General features: G+C 63.0%; 13 protein-coding genes. 10 read left to right on the top strand and 3 right to left on the bottom strand.

The window, feature by feature from the left end:
- Positions 1-111 precede the first annotated feature (111 nt).
- Positions 112-2,502, bottom strand: a complete 2,391-nt coding sequence (locus OO12_RS27550) for a serine hydrolase (RefSeq protein ID WP_082006595.1) — start codon at positions 2,500-2,502, stop codon at positions 112-114.
- Positions 2,477-3,502 carry a class A beta-lactamase gene (gene bla, locus OO12_RS16500; protein WP_034159813.1) on the bottom strand — a complete coding sequence of 342 codons (1,026 nt, stop codon included), beginning with the start codon at positions 3,500-3,502 and terminating at the stop codon, positions 2,477-2,479. Before bla ends, OO12_RS27550 begins: the two co-directional genes overlap by 26 nt.
- Positions 3,503-3,802: 300 nt before the next feature.
- Between bla and OO12_RS16495 the strand changes: the two genes are divergently transcribed.
- The 9 genes from OO12_RS16495 to OO12_RS16455 all read left to right on the top strand — a co-directional run bounded on the left by OO12_RS16495 (position 3,803) and on the right by OO12_RS16455 (position 16,414).
- A complete protein-coding gene (locus OO12_RS16495) occupies positions 3,803-4,396 on the top strand; it encodes a helix-turn-helix domain-containing protein (RefSeq protein ID WP_052215975.1) in 594 nt (197 codons plus the stop codon).
- Between the two features lie 538 nt (positions 4,397-4,934).
- Entirely contained in the window at positions 4,935-5,984 is a 1,050-nt protein-coding gene (locus OO12_RS16490; RefSeq protein ID WP_052215969.1) for a DUF1611 domain-containing protein, read from the top strand.
- On the top strand, positions 5,981-7,150 hold the full coding sequence (locus tag OO12_RS16485; protein ID WP_052215968.1) for a YkvI family membrane protein: 1,170 nt from the start codon (positions 5,981-5,983) through the stop codon (positions 7,148-7,150). The genes OO12_RS16490 and OO12_RS16485 overlap by 4 nt, the downstream gene beginning before the upstream one ends.
- Positions 7,147-8,232: an alpha/beta fold hydrolase gene (locus OO12_RS16480; protein ID WP_052215967.1), complete on the top strand. Its 1,086-nt coding sequence runs from the start codon at positions 7,147-7,149 to the stop codon at positions 8,230-8,232. Before OO12_RS16485 ends, OO12_RS16480 begins: the two co-directional genes overlap by 4 nt.
- Positions 8,233-8,271: 39 nt before the next feature.
- Positions 8,272-9,900, top strand: a complete 1,629-nt coding sequence (locus OO12_RS16475) for an N-acyl-D-amino-acid deacylase family protein (RefSeq protein WP_034159811.1) — start codon at positions 8,272-8,274, stop codon at positions 9,898-9,900.
- A 189-nt stretch (positions 9,901-10,089) separates the two neighbouring features.
- Positions 10,090-11,523, top strand: coding sequence for a serine hydrolase domain-containing protein (locus OO12_RS16470; protein ID WP_052215966.1), 1,434 nt, complete (start codon positions 10,090-10,092; stop codon positions 11,521-11,523).
- 51 nt (positions 11,524-11,574) lie between these two features.
- On the top strand, positions 11,575-12,585 hold the full coding sequence (locus tag OO12_RS16465; protein ID WP_034159810.1) for a dipeptide epimerase: 1,011 nt from the start codon (positions 11,575-11,577) through the stop codon (positions 12,583-12,585).
- 37 nt (positions 12,586-12,622) lie between these two features.
- Complete coding sequence (locus tag OO12_RS16460; protein WP_034159809.1) at positions 12,623-13,918, top strand: metal-dependent hydrolase family protein; 1,296 nt, start codon at positions 12,623-12,625, stop codon at positions 13,916-13,918.
- A 501-nt stretch (positions 13,919-14,419) separates the two neighbouring features.
- Positions 14,420-16,414, top strand: a complete 1,995-nt coding sequence (locus OO12_RS16455) for a serine hydrolase domain-containing protein (protein WP_034159808.1) — start codon at positions 14,420-14,422, stop codon at positions 16,412-16,414.
- A 692-nt stretch (positions 16,415-17,106) separates the two neighbouring features.
- Here the strand turns inward: OO12_RS16455 and OO12_RS16450 are convergent.
- The gene (locus OO12_RS16450) at positions 17,107-19,689 is read right to left on the bottom strand and encodes a TonB-dependent receptor domain-containing protein (protein WP_235364833.1); all 2,583 of its coding nucleotides are present in this window, start codon (positions 19,687-19,689) and stop codon (positions 17,107-17,109) included.
- Between OO12_RS16450 and OO12_RS29160 the strand changes: the two genes are divergently transcribed.
- Complete coding sequence (locus OO12_RS29160) at positions 19,673-19,942, top strand: hypothetical protein (protein WP_235364832.1); 270 nt, start codon at positions 19,673-19,675, stop codon at positions 19,940-19,942. The genes OO12_RS16450 and OO12_RS29160 overlap by 17 nt on opposite strands.
- Positions 19,943-20,220: the final 278 nt, after the last annotated feature.

The raw sequence follows: 20,220 nt of genomic DNA, 5'->3' as shown, positions 1-20,220 counted from the left end.
ATGCCCTCATGGAGTGCAGTCGGTTTGGGCGGAAACGCTCTTCCTTCGTTCGTGCGGAGCTTGTCGAAGCACCGTCCGCAAGAAGGGGGAGCGCCTCAGCTCGAACCCTCTTTAGTGCGGCGCGGCAAGGTCCTGGAACGTCCGATTGCCGATCGGATAATCCTGCCAGCCGACCAGGTCGAAATGCCACCATTCCTGCGAATAGACGGTGAACCCGTTGCGCTCCATCGCGGTGCGCAGCACCTCGCGCAGCCATCTCTGCTCATCGCTCCCGCCGACATAATTGGAATAGGACCGGCTGGAGAATTCGTCATAGCGGCCGGTCGTCACCATCGGCGCACCTGTTTTGAGATCGAACATGGTGAGATCGACCGCCGCGCCGCGATTGTGGCGGGATCCCTGCGTGGGATCCGCCACGAAGACCCGATTGGCCGGCGGCGTCGCATCCCAGAACATCTTGGTGACGTACCAGGGGCGATAGGCGTCATGGATCATCAGGCCGAAGCCCTGCGTGGCGAGCGCGCGGTGGATCCGTCCGACCGCTTCGGCCGCCGGGCGCTGCATGAACGCGCCGACCTGCTCATAGATTTTCTGACCCATGAAATTGTTGGTGGCGGCATAGCGCACGTCGAGGCGAATGCGCGGTTCGATGCTGGTGAGCGCCACCAGGTTCGACGTCTTGAACGTGCCGGTTTCAACCGGCGGCGTGGCCGCCCGCGCGGTGGCGCGCAAACTGTCCATGCCGGTATTCATGACCGATCGGACTGCGGCTTCCGCTTCCGCGCCAAAGTCGCGCCGAGGAAATCGGATCGCGCCGAGAAGCGCGGCGGTCACCTTGGCGGAGGGGGCCCGTTCGAACCGGAGCGACTCAAGCGGATAAAGGCCGTGCGTCTCCGGAAAGGCATAAAGATCGGCTTCCCGGCGCTGCAGCGGCAGCCAGTCGACCCATTCGATCCGGGCATAGGGTTTGCCGTCGCGCTGGAAGATGCGCAGGATATTATGGTCCCAGCCATATTCGCCGATCAGACTCGCCAGTTCGGCATCCGGCTTCGCCGGCCGCGACCAGGTCGCACGCGCATAACGCTTGCCGGCGAGTTCGACCCAGCTTGCGTCCGCCGCGAACGCCACCGCATCGCTGAAATATTGCGCGTCATCCAGATAATAATGCCCGTCGGCCTGCCGCACTTCGGCGGCCACTTCCGGGCCGTCGAGCACCAGTCCGCCGTCGAAAACCCGAACATTGACGCTGTCGCCGCCGTTCACGAAACGGCCGGACTTCGCAGTTGCTTCGCTGCCCGCTATCCGCTGGGTCTGCACCCAGTGCGGGAGCGCCTTTCCATCGCGTGCGGCAAGCAGGCTGCGCAACGCGAAGGTGCCGATGCGCTGCATCGTCGGCCCGGCGTCCACCGTGCTGAAAACGACCACGCCGATTCCCGCATCGGGCATGAAGCGGACATCGGTGGTATGGCCATAGACCGCGCCGCCATGTCCGACGGTGCGCTGGCCATCGAGCGTCCCCAGCGCGAAGCCAAGGCCGAAGCTGCGCGCGCCGGGCTCGGCCGGATATTGCGCCCGCCACATCTCCGTCAGGCTGTTTTCCCGAAGCAGGGCGCCTTTGCCGCCAGGCAAGGCGCCGGCGTTCAGCATCGACGTGACGAACACGCCAAGATCGCCGACATTGGTGTAGAGATTGCCCGCGGCTGACGTCCCGAGATCGAGTGCCGGGGCGGCCGATCGACCGCCATCGAACGACGCCATTTGCGCATAGGCGACCGGGCTCTTGAGGTCGGCTCGCACGAAACTGCTCGCCTGCATGCCGAGCGGTGCGAGCACCAGGCTTCGGACCGCGTCTTCATAAGCCATGCCGGCCACACGCGCGACCACTTCGCCCACCACGGCGATGCCGGCATTGGAATATTTCGTCACTGTCCCGGGGGCCGCGACCAGCGTCGTGCCATTGAGGCTGGATACGGTATCGGCCTGCCCCTTGGGCGTGGCATCGAAATAGCTCCCGCGCGGCGGTTCGCGGACCAGGCCACTGCGATGAGTCATCAACTGCCGCAGCGTGATCGCGACGCCGAAGGGATTATGCGGTGCGAATTCCGGCAAATAGCGCGTCACCGGCGCATCGAGATCGAGCTTGCCCTGTTCGACCAGTTTCATCACCGCGACATCGGTGAACAATTTGCTCACCGATCCCGCGCGATATATCGTGGCGGGCGTTGCTGGCCGGGTGCCCGCCGCATCGGCACTGCCCCAGGCCGCCGACCAGATCACCCCCGTCCTGTCGACCAGCGCGACGGCGATCGACGGGATCGCCTTGTCCTTGAGCTCGGCGCTCGCGGCGGCGTCGATGGAGCGCGCCGCCGCGGCGATGGCCGGGGCGGGTGTCGCTACAGGGCTGGATTGAGCCGCGGCCGGACTGGCGACCGCAACGATCACCGTCAGCAGGATGGGGAGGCGCCGGATCATGACCTCAGCCGACCAGCTGGAAATAATCATAGGCCGCGCGCGCAATATCGGCGATCACCCGTTCCTGTACGGCGGTGCCCTTGGTATCTCCTTTGACAAAGACGGCGATGGCGAACTTGCTCCCGTCCGGCAGCGTGACCAGCCCCACATCATTGGCAATGCTCATCAGCGTGCCGGTCTTGTGCGCGACCACGGTCCCGAGCGGCAGCCGCCCCTTGAGCCGCGCCTCCCCCGTGTGACAGCGCTCCATGATGTCGAGCAGCGCCTTGGTGCTGGTGGCGCTGAGCGCCTTGCCCGACTGGATCTTCAGCAGCAGGTCGAGCATCGCTTCCGGGGTCGAACTGTCGCGCGGGTCGTCATTGAAGGATTTGTTCGGCTTCCCGTTGACGTCCCGATCGCGCTTCGCGGGATCTGCTGCGAAAGCGGCTTCGATCTGTTGCGCAAAGGTGCCCGACCCCGGCGGAATATCAAAGGCGCGATAGATTATATGAGCGGTATCGGCATCGATCTGCTGACCGGTCACGCCAAGCTTGCGAACCCAGGCCGTCACGGCCACCGGGCTACCCGCAAGTGCTGTCAGCACGTCGGTCGCGGTGTTGTCGCTGCGCGTCAGCATGAGCTCGAGCAGATTATGAATCGACAGCGATACGCCGGGATGCGGCGTCTGCTCGGCGATCCCCTCGGACTCCACGATAACGGCAGGGTCTACCGCGATCATCTGGTCGAGCGTCAGCTCGCCCTTGTCGATCCGGGCAAGGATCGTCCCGGCCACGGCGATCTTGAAAGTGCTGGCCATGGGAAAATTCGTGCCGCCGTTCAGTGTTGTCCGGGCATTTCCGTCCACGCGCTGGACGGCGACGCCCACCGTGCCATCGGTCTGCTTGGCCAGGCGCGCGAATTCAGCCGTCAACCGCGCCTTGGCGTCCGCCGTTGCCGCCGCATTGGGTGCAGCCAGGGCAGGGGAAAGGAGCAAAGGCGCGCCGATCAGAAGCGCCAGCGCGGTTTTCACGGAGAGAGGCAGCCGTTTCATGAAGACCCTTTCAAAGATGCTTGAATGGAGGATTGACGCGATCCGTCCCGCCGATTGAGTGATCCTTTCAAATTTCTCCAATTTGTCAACTGTTGTCCTGATTGGGCGATCTTGACGAGCGTAAGGCGTCACTCTTCACGACTTGGATGTTTTTCCGGGTTTTTCCCGTGCGATAACAGTGATACCCAAATGTGCTAATTGAGAAAATCGCGTGAAAGGACCGAAATGCGGCCTGGCAGTCTTCGTGAATCATCGGCCGAAGATTCACGAGCGTTCGCGGAGGACAATCCGGGGGCGGTCTTGCGCGAGATCCGCAAGGAACTTGGCCTGACGCTCGCTGACGTCAGTCAACGCACCGGCATGCCCGTTTCCACGCTTTCCAAGGCTGAAACCGGCAAGATGTCGCTCAGCTATGAGAAGTTGCTGCGCATCAGCCGCGGGCTCGACATCGATATAACCAGGCTCTTTTCAACGGCGGCGGCGCCTCCTGCCGTGCGCCGGGCGGCCACGGGGCGCCGCAGCATCACGCTGGCGGGCGAGGGGCCTTCGATTCGCACCGCGACGTATAATTATGTCTATCCGTCCGCTGACTTGCTTCACAAAACGCTCAATCCGATGATCATTGATATCAAGGTGCGGTCGATCGAGGATTTTGGCGAACTGATGCGCCATCCTGGTGAGGAATATGCTCTCGTCCTTGAAGGGCAGTGCGAATTCTACTGCGATCTCTACGCGCCGTCGCTGCTCAACACCGGGGATTCGATTTATTTCGATGGCGCGATGGGGCATGGATATGTGGCTGTTGGCGAAGGCCCTTGCCGTATTCTTTCCGTATGCTCCGCCAACCAGGCTGACCTGAAATCGGCGCTTCACCCGATCGATGGCGAAGATTAGCCCCAAAGCTGAAGTTTCTCACGATCGACGCGACTTTGTGCCGGCCAATGATTGGCCGCGTACCGCATAGGCGCCGCGCGCCGCCAATTCCCGCTTGTTCCCGCGCAAACCTCGCGTCTCGCTGCCACACGCTATTGGGGTGTCGGCAGGTGCCGGCGATCGGCCGCAACGTTCCTGCAATCCATTTGCTTTGGGTGTGTTGCCACTCGCGTTGACAAATCTCCAGATGGGATCAATCTGCGCAATAATCCTATTGCAATTATCCTATATTGAAAATATGATCCTGATCAGGATAACAATGGCAAGCGGGGCGGATGGATGCAATCATTGTCTTAGGCGTCATGCAGCCAGCTGACCGCCGGCCATAAGATCGGGCCTGCAGGGCAGTTCCGCCCCGCGCCGCATCGGCGGTGACGGAGTGATCGGCCCCGGTTCTTCGATCGACCCAATTTAATGACTTTGTTCCGCCGGGCGAGTCCCGGCCAGCCATGCCTCGCGGCGTGGCTGCCGATCTTCCTTTTTTGATGTGCAAGGATGAATGGTGAGTATCAACACGCCCTTTAATGCCGACGCGAGCGCGTTGCGTTTGCCCCAGCCCTATCTGTTGTTCCTTGGTGACACGACCGAGGCCGGGTTTGCGAAGACTGCTTATGGCCTGCGCGACTGGGCGCCCGACAAATGCGCGGGCGAATATGCCTTGCCTCAGGCGACCGTGAGCACCGGATTGCCGGTACTCACGCCTGCCCAGGCCCATGCTCAGGGCGCGCGATCGATGCTGATCGGCGTCGCCAATGGCGGTGGGGTGATCCCCGCAAGCTGGATCCCGGCTCTCGTCGAGGCGCTCGAGGCTGGGCTGGACCTTGTTAGCGGCATGCATGTCCGCCTGGCGGAAGTGCCTGAACTGGCCGCGCTGGCCGAACGGCTTGGACGGCAGCTCATTGATGTCCGCCATCCGCCACTTGGCCTGACCGTGGGGACTGGCCGCAAGCGGACCGGCAAGCGGTTGCTGACCGTTGGCACCGATTGCGCGCTAGGCAAGAAATACACCGCCCTGGCCGTGTCGCGCGCCTTTGCCGATCGTGGGCTCGACGTGAACTTCCGTGCCTCGGGGCAGACCGGGATCATGATCGCCGGCGGCGGCATTCCCATGGACGCGGTCGTCTCCGATTTCGAGGCGGGCGCCGCCGAATTGCTCAGCCCGGATGCCGCGGCCGACCATTGGGATGTGATCGAAGGGCAGGGGTCGCTGTTCCACCCGGCCTATGCCGCGGTCTCGCTCGGCCTGCTTCACGGCAGCCAGCCCGACGTCCTCATCGTCTGTCATCAACCTGGCCGGACGATGATGCTCGGCTCCGCTTCCTATGGCCTGCCAACGCTGGAAGAAACGATCGACATCAACCTGCGGCTCGGCGCCCGGACCAACCCGGCGATCCGTTGCGCGGGCATTTCGTTCAACACGTCGCATCTCGGCGAAGAAGAGGCGATCGCGGTGATGGCCGAGGAAAGCCGGAGGCTGGGTCTTCCCGTTGCCGATCCGATCCGCGGCGGCGACCAGTTCGCCCGTCTGATCGACGGCTGTCTTGCATGAATCAGGTGAATGCCACGGCCGGGAAGGCTGGACCCTCCTGGTTCGAGCGCTTCCTGTTGCCGGGCTTCGCCTTCAAGGCGGTGGTGATCGGCGGGGGCTATGCCACCGGGCGTGAGCTTGCCGAATTCTTCCTGCCGAGCGGGCCCTGGGGCGGGCTGGCCGCGATGCTGCTCGCCACAATGTTGTGGAGCGTCATCTGCGCGGTGACGTTCGCATTCGCGCATAAGATGGGCACATTCGATTATCGCAGCTTCTTCGAAAAGCTGCTCGGGCCCGGCTGGATCGCGTTCGAGATCGGCTATGTCCTGTTCGTCACGCTCATTCTGGCGGTATTCGGTGCGGCTGCGGGCGCGATCGGCAGCGCCATGTTCGGCCTGCCGCCGATCGTCGGCACCCTGTTCCTGGCCGCGTCGATCGCACTGTTCGCGACCTTCGGCAACGCGTCGGTCGAGCGGCTGTTCAAATATGTCTCGTTCCTGCTCTACGGCGTCTACGCGCTGTTCATGGTGCTGGCGCTGAGCGATTTCGGCGACCTGATCGCAACCAATTTCAAAATTCCGGCACCAAGTGATGGCTGGGCATTGGGTGGACTGACCTATGCCAGCTACAATGTCATCGGCGCGGTGGTGATCCTGCCGGTGGTCCGCCACATGACCAGCCGGCGCGATGCGGTGATATCGGGGATCATCGCCGGGCCGCTGGCAATGGTGCCGGCGATCCTCTTCTTCATCTGCATGATCGCCTTCTATCCGGCGATCATGCACGAGACGCTGCCGTCCGATTTCATGCTCCAGCAGCTTGAGCTGCCGCTGTTCCACCTGTTGTTCCAGGCGATGATCTTTGCGGCCTTGCTGGAAAGCGGGACTGGCTCGGTGCATGCGATCAACGAGCGCATCGACGCCGCCATGCGGGCGCGCTGGCACAAGCCGCTGAGCCATCGGGCACGAGGGATCATCGCCGCCGGGATGCTGGTCGGGTGCATGTTCGTCGCCGATCGCTTCGGCCTGGTCGCGCTGATTTCGAGCGGCTACCGCGCCCTCGCCTATATATTCCTGGCCATCTATGTCGTGCCGCTGCTCACCATCGGCGTCTTCCGACTGATCCGCCGCCATCCAGCCGAAAAGAAACAGGCGTCCCAAGGCGTCGTTGAGGGGATAATATCATGACACCGATCGCCGATCCGGTACCCCGGCCCGCCAAACGCTCGCGCGTCAAGCGCTGGCTGAAACGGATCGGACTGGGCATCCTTGCCCTGCTGGTCCTCCTGATCGTGGTGGGCGCGATCTATGAGGCGTTGAGCCGGTGGAATGCGACGAGACATTATCCGCCGCCGGGAAAGCTGGTCGATATCGGCGGACGACGCATGCATATCGATTGTCGCGGCAGCGGATCGCCGACCGTCATTTTCGAAGCCGGGCTGGGCACGGGCGGATCGCTCGACTGGAGCCTGGTGCATGACAAGATCGCCGGTTTCACCCGCGCATGCGCCTATGACCGGGCCGGCATCATGTGGAGCGATGCCAAGTCCACGCCGCAGGACGCCGCCGCCGTTGCCGAGGACCTGCATGCGACGCTGAAGGGCGCGGGCATATCCGATCCGCTGGTGCTGGTCGGACATTCGATCGGCGGCCCGTACACGACGACTTATGTCGGCACCTATGGCGATCAGGTTGCCGGGCTGGTGATGGTCGATCCGTCCCATCCCGATCAGGTCGTCCGGCTCGGGAAACTGGCCCACGCCAATCTCGATCCGAAACAGTATCTCGGCATGATGAAGGTCGCCTCGGCCTTCTCCTGGACCGGTATCGTGCGGTTCTTGATGACGGGTGGCGAGGCGCCGGCGAACCGCAAGGAAGCGACGGCGAAGACGGCCGCCTATATCGGCACGTCGATCAAGGGCGCGCTGTCCGAAGTCGAGGGCTTCGACCGGACGCTGGATCAGGCACGCCAGGTTCACAGCTTCGGCAACCGCCCCGTGATCGTGCTGACCGCGATGGCGCCGATGACGCCCGATCAGTTGAAGGGGATGGGCCTGACGCGCCAGGGTGGTGATCGTTTCAAGCAGGAATGGCGAACGATGCATCAGGAGCAGGCGCGCCTGTCGACGCGTGGCCGCGAACAGAGCGTACCCGACGCGACCCATTATATCCAGGTCGACCGCCCCGATGTCGTGATCGCCGCGGTGCGCGACGTGGTCGATACGGTGCGTGCCGACGGCAAGCCAAAATCTGACGATAAGGCCCGGTAAAGAGGCCAGTTTTCAATCTGTCGTGATGGAGATGGAATAATGAAGCGTTATCTTCTCGGCTCTGCCGCATGCCTGCTGCTTGTCTCGAACGCGCCGGCCCCGGAACCAGCGCCGGAATATGATATCGTGATCCGTGGCGGTCGCGTGCTCGACGGTGCGGGCAACCCCTGGGTGAGCGCGGACATCGCGGTCAAGAATGGCCGTGTGGTGCATGTCGGCAAGATTTCCGGACGCGGCACGCGGGAGATCGACGCCACCGGCCGTTATGTCTCGCCTGGCTTTATCGACATGATGGATCAGTCGGGCGGCGTGCTGCTCGAAAATGGCGATGCCGAGAACAAGCTGCGCATGGGTGTGACCACTGTTATCGCCGGCGAAGGCGGCACGCCGGTCGATGCCGTGGATATCCCCAACTATTTCAAGAAGCTCGAAAGCCAGGGTATTTCGGTCAATTTCGGCACCTATTACGCATCCCACCAGGCGCGGGAGAAAATCATGGGCGATGCCGCGGGCGCGCCGACACCTGCGCAGATGGAGGCCATGCAAGGGGAGGTCAGGACCGCGATGCATGCCGGCGTGTTCGGGATCACCAGCGCCTTGATCTATTCACCCAGCAGCTTCCAGACGACCGCGGATCTGGTCTCGCTCGCCAAGGTCGCCGGGCAGTGCAACGGCTTCTATGCGACGCATATGCGCGACGAAAGCGCGAAGCTCGTCCCGGCGATCCAGGAAGCGATCGAGATTGGCGAAAAGGGTGGGGTGAAGGTCGAAATATTCCACCTGAAGGCCGCCTACGCGCCCGAATGGGGCAAGCTGATGCCGCAGGCGGTCGCGGCGATCAACGCCGCGCGCGCACGCGGCGTTGATGTGGCGGCGGATCTCTATCCTTACACTGCGGGCGGCACCGGCCTTGAAGTTACCGCGCCCAGCTGGGTCTGGGTCGATGGTGTCGAAAAGGGCATTGCGCGGCTCCGCGATCCCAAGGAACGGGAACGGATGAAGAAGGACCTCGCCGCGGGGTCGATGCCGGGCTGGTCCAACCTTGTTCAAGCCTCGGGCGGATGGGGCAATGTGGTGCTCGCCAATGGCTTCAGCGCGAAATATGCGCAATATCACGGCCAGAGCTTCGAGAAGATCGGCGCGGCGCTGAAGCGCGACCCTGCCGATGTGGCATGGGATGTCCTGCTGGACGGCCTGCCCAACCGCGCCGTCGCGCTCTATTTCATGATCAATGAAAAGGATATCGAGACCGCGTTGCGCCAGCCCTGGACCAGCATCGGCAGCGACGCGGCGGCATCGGTGAAGTTGGGCGGCATGGACGCGCTCGGCCTGCCGCATCCGCGGGCCTATGGCACTTTCCCGCGCGTCATCGCCGAATATGTGAAGCGTCGCCCGATCCTGTCGCTGGAGGATGCGGTGCGCAAGATGACCGGCTGGCCGGCGCAGCGCATGGGATTGAGCGATCGCGGCCTGATCCGCGACGGGATGCATGCCGATATCGTGATCTTCGATCTCGCCAAGCTTGACGACGTCGCGAGCTGGGCAAAGCCGACCGCGCTGCCCACCGGGATCGACACCGTGATCGTCAATGGCGCGGTCACGATCGAGGGCGGCAAGCATACCGGGGCGAGGAAGGGCGAAGTTCTCCGCCATAGCTGCGGCGACTGAAGCTGTAAGGCTTTGAGAGCATCTTCTCCCGTCATTCCCGCGAAAGCGGGAATCCCGCTTCTTCCCTTGTCACCGCAAGAAGGCAGCGGGATCTCCGCTTTCGCGGGGATGACATGGATGGGGAAATCAGATGTCTTTGAGTCCAGTTCGAGTCCAGGCGGACGCGACACCACGACGAAGGAATATCGCATGATCCGACACATTTCCGGGACTGGCCTTGCGGGCCTGGCGTTGCTGCTCTCGGCGCCGGCCTTTGCTGACCCGGTTCCCGCCGCGATTTCCGGTCCCGCCGATCTCGGCACGGCGGTGTCGGCGCAGATCGCCTGTGCCGGCATCTTCGTGACCGGGCGGGCCGAGGCGGACGTGCTGCGCGACGATGTCCATGCGCTCGCGCCCTTCACGAAGGCCGTCACCCTGGCGGTCGACCGCAAGGACCGCACCGTCACCGCATCGGCCCCGGGTGCCGTCACGCGCACGGCGCTGTATCGGCCGGCGGTGGGCTGCACCTTGCTCACCGGCAAGACCGGGCGTGACACGCTGCTGCGTCAATCGGCCGGCCTTGCGCCGCTGGCGTCGCAATCCTCGAAACCCTGGCCGCTGGGCGACGCCCAGCCAAAGGGGGCGGGGCCGAAGGTCGACAAGGCGGCGCTGGACAAGGCGGTTAACCAGGCCTTTGTCGAGCAGAACAAGGACGGATACCCCGATACACGGGCGATCGTCGTGGTGCAGGGCGGGCGGATCGTCGCCGAACAATATGCCCCGGGCTTCGACCGCAACAGCGAACTGCTCGGCTGGTCGGCAAGCAAGAGCATCGCCGGCACGCTGATCGGCCTGCTGGTCGATGACGGCGTGCTGAAGCTCGATGCGCCCGCCCCGGTGCCGGAATGGCAGGGCGCGGGCGACCCGCGCGGCAAAATCACCTTGCGGCAATTGCTGGCCATGTCGAGCGGCCTGCGCTTCGTCGAGAGCTACGAGCCCGGCAATGATTCGATCAACATGCTGTTCGCCGCACCCGATATGGGCGCGCTGGCGGCGTCGCTGCCGCAGGACAAGGCGCCGGGATCGGTGTGGAGCTATTCGTCGGGCACGACCAATATCCTGTCGCGCATCGTCTTCGCCGCGACCGGCGGGTCGCTTGAGGCGGTGACGCGGTTCGCGCGCAAGCGCCTGTTCGAACCGGTCGGCATGACCAGCACGTTGATCGAGCCGGATGAATCCGGCGTGCCGGTCGGCAGCTCCTATGCCTATGGCACCGCGCGCGACTGGGCGCGGTTCGGCCAGCTTTATCTGAATGGCGGCATGGTGGGGAAAAAGCGGCTGCTGTCACAGGCATGGATCGATTTCGTCCGCACGCCGACCGCCGCTGCGCCTCGGCCCTTTTACAGTGGCCAGTTCTGGCTCAATCGCGGCGACGATGCCGGGGAACATCGGCGGCTGTTCAAGGACCTGCCGCTCGATACCTTCATGGCGATGGGGCATAATTACCAGATGGTCGCGGTGATCCCGTCGCGCGATGCGGTCATCGTCCGGCTCGGCTGGACGCCCGAAGGGCAGGCCTTCGACTACAACAAATATCTTTCCCGGATCGTGGCGGCGCTTGCGCCCGGCGCGATCGCCCAATGAACAAAGAGTTCGGCACCCGTTGCCGGGCGCTCTGCTGAAGGAGTGTCGATAATGACTGTGCGTACCAGACTGTCGCTTGATTATGTGGTTGAATCGCTGCCGCTGGCCAAGCCGTTCCGCATCTCGGGACATGTTTTCACTGAAACGCCCGTGGTGGTGGCGACGATTTCCGATGGCGATCATGCCGGGCGCGGCGAGGCGTCGGGGGTCTATTATCTCGGCGACGATGTCGCGGCGATGCGCGTCGCGATCGATGGCGTGCGCGATGCGATCGAGGCGGGGGTGACGCGCGAACAATTGTTGCAGCTTCTGCCCGCCGGCGGGGCGCGCAACGCGATCGATTGCGCGCTGTGGGAACTGGAGGCGCGGCGCAGCGGCACGCCGGTCTGGGAAAGCGCCGGCGTACCCCAGCCATGTCCCTTGCGCACCACCTTCACGCTCGGCGCCGATGATCCGGAGGTCATGGCGGAGGGCGCTCGGAGCTATGCCCAGGCGCTTGCGCTGAAGCTCAAGCTCACCGGCGACCTCGATATCGATATCGCACGGGTCCAGGCGGTGCGTGCGGCACGGCCCGAATGCTGGATCGGCGTGGACGCCAATCAGGGCTTTGCCATTGGGGATCTCGACACGCTGGTCGCGGCGCTGGTGGCGGCGAATGTCCAGTTGCTCGAACAGCCTCTGGCGCGTGGCCGCGAAGCCGATCTCGATGGCTATCAATGCCCGATTCCGCTCGCCGCGGACGAAAGCGCGCTGACCCTTGGCGATGTCGAGGGACTGGTTGGCCGGTTCAACGTGGTCAATATCAAGCTCGATAAATGCGGAGGCCTCACCGAAGGGTTGGCGATCGCGCGGCGTGCACGCGAACTCGGGCTGGGCGTGATGGTCGGCAATATGGTCGGATCGAGCCTGGCGATGGGGCCGGCCTTTGTGCTTGGCCAGCTCTGCGATATCGTCGATCTCGACGGCCCGATCTTCCTCGCGACCGATCGCATCCCGTCGATCCGCTATGAACATGGCAATGCCTGGTGCGGCGAGGATGTCTGGGGCCGCACGGCTCTCTGAGCGCGCGAACAGTCAACGAAAACAGGGGAGGGTACCGATGAAGACGGCCATTTTTGCAGCGATGATGTGCGCGACGGCTGCTCAGCCGCTTGCGGCGCAGGGCCCAGCTGCAACGTCCAGGACGTATATCCAGGCCGGGCGGCTGCTCGCCGATCCGGCCAGCGGGCGGGTCGAAACCAACAAGACCATCGTGGTGGACGGGGGCCGCGTCACCGAAATTCGCGACGGTTTTGTCGGTGACGGCAAGGTGATCGACCTGCGCGACAGCTTCGTCATGCCCGGCTTCATCGACAGCCATGTGCATCTCACGTTCCAGTCCGGGCCCACCAACCAGCTCGACGCGGTGACCAAATCGGCCACGGATCAGGCCTTTGACGGCCTGGTCCATGCGCAGCGGACGCTCCGCGCCGGCTTCACCACCGTCGTCGATCTCGGTGCCGATCCGCTGGCGATCAACGCGCTGCGCGACGCGATCGCGGCGGGCAAGGTGACGGGACCGCGGATCATCGCGGCCGGCGGCGTCGCGGCGCATGGCGGGCACGGCGATATTCATGGTTATCGGCAGGAAATCCTCGACCTGTTTCGCTCGCCGACATTGTGCTCGGGCGCCGATGATTGCGCGCGCGCCGTGCGGCTCGCGGTGCAGCAGGGGGCCGACATCATCAAGACCGCCTCGACCGGCGGCGTGATGTCGAACACCGCGGCGGGGCTGGGGCAGCAGATGAGCGATGCCGAGCTGGTCTCGATCGTCGAGACCGCGCATCACCTCGGGCGCAAGGTCGCGGCGCACGCGCACGGCACCGATGGGGTCAATGCCGCGCTTCGCGCCGGCGTCGATTCGGTCGAACACGGCACCTATCTCGACGCCGAATCGATCCGGCTGTTCAAGGCGAAGGGCAGCTATCTCGTGCCGACTCTGCTGGCGGGTGACACCGTCGCGCGCCAGGCCGAAACCGCCGACTGGATGCCGGCAAATGTTCGCGCCAAGGCACGGATTGTCGGACCGTTGATGATCGACGCATTGCGCCGCGCCCATGAAGGCGGCGTGAAGATCGCGTTCGGAACCGATTCCGCCGTGTCGCCTCATGGCGAGAATGCCCGCGAATTCGCGCTGATGGTAAAGGCCGGTCTGACGCCGATCGAGGTGATCCGGTCCGCCACCGTCTGGGGTGCGACGCATATCGGCCTGCAGGATGAGATCGGCACGCTCGCCAAGGGCAAGGCGGCCGACATCGTTGCGGTGAAGGGCGATCCGCTCAGCGACGTCAAGGCGCTGGAGGCGATGGCCTTTGTCATGAAGGGTGGCGTGGTGACGCGCGCCGTCGGCGAATAGGGACGGGCATTTCTGGCCGGGATGATCGCCATCCTGGCCAGGATGTTTTGCTATTCGCGCGGGGCCGCGATGCGTTCGCTCGATTCAAGCCGCTATCGGGTGCCGTCATATCTGCTCTCTCGTCACAGTCGGGTTGCCCCTGTCCCGGGTAAAGCCTGTCCGACGGACGATTTGAATCAAGCGAACCGGAATCGAGCCGACCATGACCCCAGCCGCGATATTTCCCTTCACTCCCGCAGCACGCCGGTAAAACTCCCGTGCGGATCCATCAAAACTCCCGCAGCTTTTCCCGCAGACTCCCGCAGAACCCTCAAAAAACCATTCTCCCGCAGAAACTCCCGCAGCTGCGGGAATTTGGCCGCTTTGCTGGCGTGGCAATTTGCATTGACAGTTTTCTAATTAGGATCGTAATGTTTCAAAATTAGAAATATTATCAGAGATAGTGCTTTGCATGTGGCCCGGCAATCCCGGCTGCGAAAGCGAAAGGGAGGGTCGTTGGATATGCGCTCAATCAAATTGTTCGCGTCGCTGGCATTGCTGCTGATCGGTGGCGGCGTGGCGGCCCAACTCGCGCCATCTCCCGCGACCCCCGCCGTTTCCCAAAAGCAGGCCCAGAAACAGGCATCACCATCGCAGCCCCTTGCCGCTCCGGGGGGACGAGCGCTGACGAAACAGGATTTGGATAGCTGGCTCGACGGCTTCCTTCCTTACGCGCTCGCCAAGGGCGATGTCGCCGGCGGCGTGGTCGTCGTGGTCAAGGACGGGCAGATCGTGACCAAGCGCGGTTTCGGCTATGCCGATGTCGCGACGCGCAAACCGGTTGATCCCGACCTCACCCTGTTCCGCCCGGGCTCGGTGTCGAAGCTGTTCACCTGGACCGCCGTCATGCAGCAGGTCGAGGCGGGCAAGATCGATCTCGACGCCGATGTGAACAAATATCTCGACTTCAAGATTCCGCTGAAGGACGGCCTGCCCGTCACCATGCGTCAGATCATGACGCACACCACCGGGTTCGAGGAACATGGCAAATATACCATGTTCAACGATCCGAAATATCTCATGCCGCTGGGCGACTATGTGAAGAACGGGCTGCCCCGGCGCGTCTTCGTGCCCGGCACGACGCCGTCCTATTCCAACTACGCCACGGCCCTGGCCGGCTATATCGTTCAGCGCGTGTCGGGGATGCCGTATGACGATTATGTCGAGCAGCGCATCTTCAAGCCGCTTGGCATGGCGCACTCGACCTTTCGTCAGCCGCTGCCGAAGCAATTCCAGTCGCTGATGGCCAGCGGCTATATGGAGGCCTCGGGCGAGCCGCGGAAATTCGAAGTTCTGGCGACGGTCCCGGCCGGCGCGCTGTCGTCATCCGGCACCGACATGGCCCGGTTCATGGTCGCGCATCTGAATCAGGGGGCCGGGCTGATGAAGCCCGAGACCGCGCGCCTGATGCACAATAGCCCGCTCACCTTGCTGCCGCCGCTCAACCGGATGGAGCTTGGCTTCTTCGAAACCAACATCAATGGCCGCCAGGTGATCGGCCATCTCGGCGATACGATGGCCTTTCACACAGCGCTTCATCTGTTCATGAACGAGAATGTCGGTGTGTACGCATCGTTCAACAGCATGGGCAAGGACCGGTCTGTCGGGTCGGTGCGCCGCGCGCTGTTCGAAGGATTCGCCGATCGCTATTTCCCTAACATCGCGCCGGCCGACGGCAGCGTCGATGCGAAGACCGCGGTCGAGCACGCGAAGATGATGGTTGGCAACTGGCTCAACAGTCGCCGGTCGGAAACGACAATTTTCGCGTCGCTCAAGCTCCTGAGCCAGGTATCGGTCACGGTGGGGCCGAAGGGCGAGCTGATCGTTCCCTCGGCCCGCGGCATGGACCGCGAACCGATGAAATGGGTCGAGATCGCACCGTTCGTCTGGCGCAATATCGGCGGACATGAGCGGCTCGCCGCCAAGGTCGTCGATGGCAAGGTGGTGCGCTGGAGCATGGACGGCATGTCGCCGTTCATGGTCTATGACCGGGCACCCGCCTCGCAATCCTCTATCTGGCTGCTGCCGTTGCTCTATGCGAGCATGGGCGTCCTGCTGCTCACCTTGCTGCACTGGCCGGTGTCCGCACTGATCCGCCGCCGGTACAAGGCGCCGCTCACGCTGCAGCGCCGATCGCTGCTCGCTTATCGCAGCGTGCGGCTTGGGTCGGGGCTGGTGCTGGCGGTGCTTGGCGGCTGGGTCTGGGCGAGTAGCTGGATCTCGAACCTCGACAATATGACCTCCCGCTCGGATGTGCAGATGTGGTCGCTGCAGATCATCGGCCTGATCGTGTTCGTCGGCGCCGTCCTGCTGGCGGGCTGGAACCTGCTGCTCGCCGTAACGGAAAAGCGCGGCTGGTTCGGCAAGCTCTGGGCAGCCCTCATCCTGATCGCGACGCTCACCGTGTTGTACGTCGCCTGGACCTTTGGCCTGCTGACGATGTCGGTGAATTTCTGAGGTCGAGAGTGAACTCGGGGCGGCAAGCCGAAGCGTTTCGGCTGCCGCTCCGGGTTTTCAGTCATGTCGTCGGCGGGTGCGACCTTTCGTCGTGATGCTCGATCATGCCCCGGGGCCGATCGAACTCGGGAGCATCGTCCGTGAGGAGGATCGCTCACGCTCTCCGTTCGTTTCGAGCGCAGTCGAGAAACAGGCCACAAATGCTGCGCAGCATTTCTCGGCTTCGGCCCGATAGGCCGAGTTCTACCTGAGTGCCTGCCTTGGCAGGCAGTCGAAGGGCTCGAAAAGAACGGAGAAGGGGGCTGCCTGGCGCGCAACCGCGCCAGTCAACGCCATCTCGCTGCGGCGCTCGTGCCGCCGCAACGGCGATTCAACCGAGCTGCGGGATACCGCAATGTGATGGCTGGATGAGACGCCGGTCTCGCGCTCTTTTCCTGTTCTTTCGCATGGCCGCGAAGCACCGGGCGAGTGTCGTCCCGGTTCCGATCGGAGTGGCCCCTGTCATTACCCCCTGTTCCTTCCTGTTTTTGCAACAGGGCGGTTCTGAACCAACGTGTCGTCCGGCGATCGGGTTTAACGAGGACAGGGATGACTCTCGGGCCCGTCATTCACAAAAGCGTCGGGGCAGCGGTGGATCGCACCGCTGCCCCGATTGCCGTCTCATGAAGTCCGCTTGGGAGCGGTCGTAGCGATCAGAACTTCAATTTGACGCCACCCGAGAAATACCGCCCGATCACGTCGTAGTTCGGGTTGTTGTAGGGCGTATAGGGCGGATTGGCGTCGAACAGATTGTTGATGTTCCCGAACAGCGTGAACGGCCCCGTTTTGAACTGTAGCCCAAGGTCGATATAGGTCCGGGCGCTGATCTGGTTGTTCAGGATCGGTTTGTCATTTGGCCCAACCTGGGCACTGAAGATTCCGCCGCCGACATAGCGGGCGCGCAAATCCGCACCGAAGCCACCATTTTCATAAGTCACCGAGCCGGTCAGCCGCCATTTCGGCGTGGAGAAGGCGGTGTCGCCACCAACGATACCCGCGACGTCTCTCGGCTGGCCGCCGTCACGAATCGTCAAATCGAAGATGTGATTGGCAAGCACCCGGAAGCCCAGTTTGCCGCTACCCAGTGACGTCCGATACGATGCTTCGATGTCCAGGCCACGCGTGCCGTATGAGATCAGATTGCGGTAGGTGGCGGAAAGAGACTCCAGCTCGCCATTCGCCTTGCGGGTGATCACGCCGCCGCAGGTGGGGTCGTTCGGGTTCGCCTTCAGGCATTGCGTGAGGGTGTCGGTAGGCGTGATCGTGGTGATCACATTGTCGATCTTGATGTCGTAATAATCGACCGAAAAGCTCAGGCCACGAACATAATGTGGCGAATAGGAGCCACCAAGCGTCAGCGTATGGGAGATTTCCGGGGTCAGCTTCGGATTGCCGCCGGTGTAGATCGATACGCTGGCTTGGGTTTCCTTCCTGAACGGATCGTAGAGATCGGCCTTGTTGGTCGCGCGGCCGAGGAAATATTCGACGATGCTGGGTGATCGGATGTCGCGCGAATAGACCGAGCGCAGCAACAGGTCGTTGGCGATACGCATGGTGCCACCGGTCTTCCACGACCAGATACCACCACTGGTGCTATAGTCCGAATAGCGTGCGGCGCCGTTGACCTCGAGATGGATGGCGTCCGCGATGTCGAGCAGCGGCACATTGACCTCGCCGAATGCTTCCCTGACGCTGAAGCCGCCATTGGTCGGCGCGGAGTTGAGTGTTGTAAATGCCTTCGACAATGACAGGGGGTCGATATGGTTGGTGGTGAGTTTCTCCCAGCGGAAATCGGCACCGAACGCGATATCGACCTTGCCGGCCCAGGTCGAAAATGGCTGGCCATGCATACTGGCACCCGCCGCATCGAGCTTGGTCGTCACGATGGACCGGGTGCCGCCAAAGGCATAGGCGACGCCGGCAGCCGAGATGTTGCCGTTGCCGAGGAGATTGATCGGCGCACAGCTCGGGTCGTCATTGGCGGTGCTGGCATCGGCGTTGATGCGGCACACCGGCTTACCGTTCACCAGCACTGCGTCGACGGCATTGTTGAACTTGGCTGTGATCCGCTGATTGTAAAGTGACTGGTCGGCCCTGAGCTCACCATGATCGTAATAGGCGTCATAGCCCCAGCCATCGCCAAACGATCCTTTGAGGCCGAACGCGCCCTCGAGATTGCGGCGGGAGAATTTGAAGTTGAGCATCCGGTCGGGACCGGCATCGTCCATGATTCGGCCAAGCGCGAATGGTCCGGTCACGCCGGCTGCGGCGAGCTGGTTGCGCGCGGTCTGGGTCAGGAACGCATTGTCGGGCATGATCGCCACGATCGGCGTTTCCGGGAAGAAGGTGTAGTTCGACCACATGCGGCTATAGCTGCCGTCCACCCACAGCTTCAACGAATCGGTGATGTCATAGGTGGCGCGCGCATAGACATTGTTGCGCTGATACGGGGAACTCACGGCAACATAATCATAGATGTTCTGGCCGTTGCCGCCGACCGTGAACTGACCATAGGTATCGCTGCCGAGCGGCAGGGGGCCGACGCTGCCATCGGGATTGAAGGAGAGATTATACGGCGTGGCATTGAGCCGCAGGATTGATCCGCCATTATTGATGATGGTGTAGTTGACGTCGCGGGCGAGGACCAGCTGGCCGTCGGCGCGCTGGAACACGCTTGATTCCAGATTGGGGCGGCTCTTGCGGCCGAACGCGCCCTGTTCGCGCATATAATCAGCCGAAATCATGAAATGACCGCGGCCGCCCGCGAATTCCGTGCCCCAGGCGATGTCCGCGCCGTAGCGCGCCGTGTCGCCGCGCGAGGAGACGCCGGTCTGCGCGCCCATACGCCAGCCCTTCATCTCATCGTCGAGGATGATGTTGACCACGCCTGCGACCGCGCCCGAACCCCAGGCCGCCGATGCGCCGCCGGTCACCACGTCGACGCGCTTGATCAGGTTTTGCGGCACAGTGTTGAGATCGCTGGCGCCGTTGAAGCGGTGCCCGTTGAGCAAGGTCAGTGTGCGCACCGCGCCAAGCCCGCGCAGATCGGCGGTCGAGGTGCCGCTGGTCGTATTGCCGGTCGTCGTCGCAGGGGTCGATGTGGCGCGGAACTGGGGGCTGTCGTTCAGGACCTGAGCAACGCTCGGGCGATTGCCTTGACGCAGTTCGGCCTCGCCGATGACAGTGGTCGGTGTCGGCGCGTTGAAGCCGGAGCGCTGAATGCGCGAGCTCGTCACCACGATATCGTCGTTCGATGCAGCGTTGTCGCTCGGCGCAGCCTCGGCGATCGATGCTCCATCCGCGGCATCTGCTGTCTGCGCCGATGCCGGCGCCAGGCTCAAGGTCATCGAAAGCGCGGTGCTAGCGTACCAGAACAAGCGAATGGACTTCATGCATTCCCCCCTTTGTTTGCAGATCGGAAAAAATTCGTTGCATGCGCCCGACTTCATCTCTTTCTCACCGGAAGCCGTTGGCGCGCTCAACATTTAGCGATTATGATAAGATCAGGTTGTTGCAGAGAATGCAATCCTAATTAGATAAAATTGTCATATTTAGAAAATTATCAGCGCGCAATCCGATCAAGCAAAGGGGAATTGGAGTGCGGCCGCGCCACCCTTGCTGCGGCCGCCATGCGGTGTGGTGACCGTTGCATGGCGCGTCGAAACTGAACGCCATTGCAGATCGTGGCCGTTAGGCTCAGAAGCGGCAGGCCGGGCGAGGGACAGGCTTGCTTGGCAAATTCGGGAGTATCGCGCTAAAAGGGGGCT

It is taken from the genome of Sphingomonas sp. ERG5, from assembly GCF_000803065.1.
Lineage (GTDB): Bacteria > Pseudomonadota > Alphaproteobacteria > Sphingomonadales > Sphingomonadaceae > Sphingomonas.
This window is presented reverse-complemented; position numbering and strand designations above follow the sequence as displayed.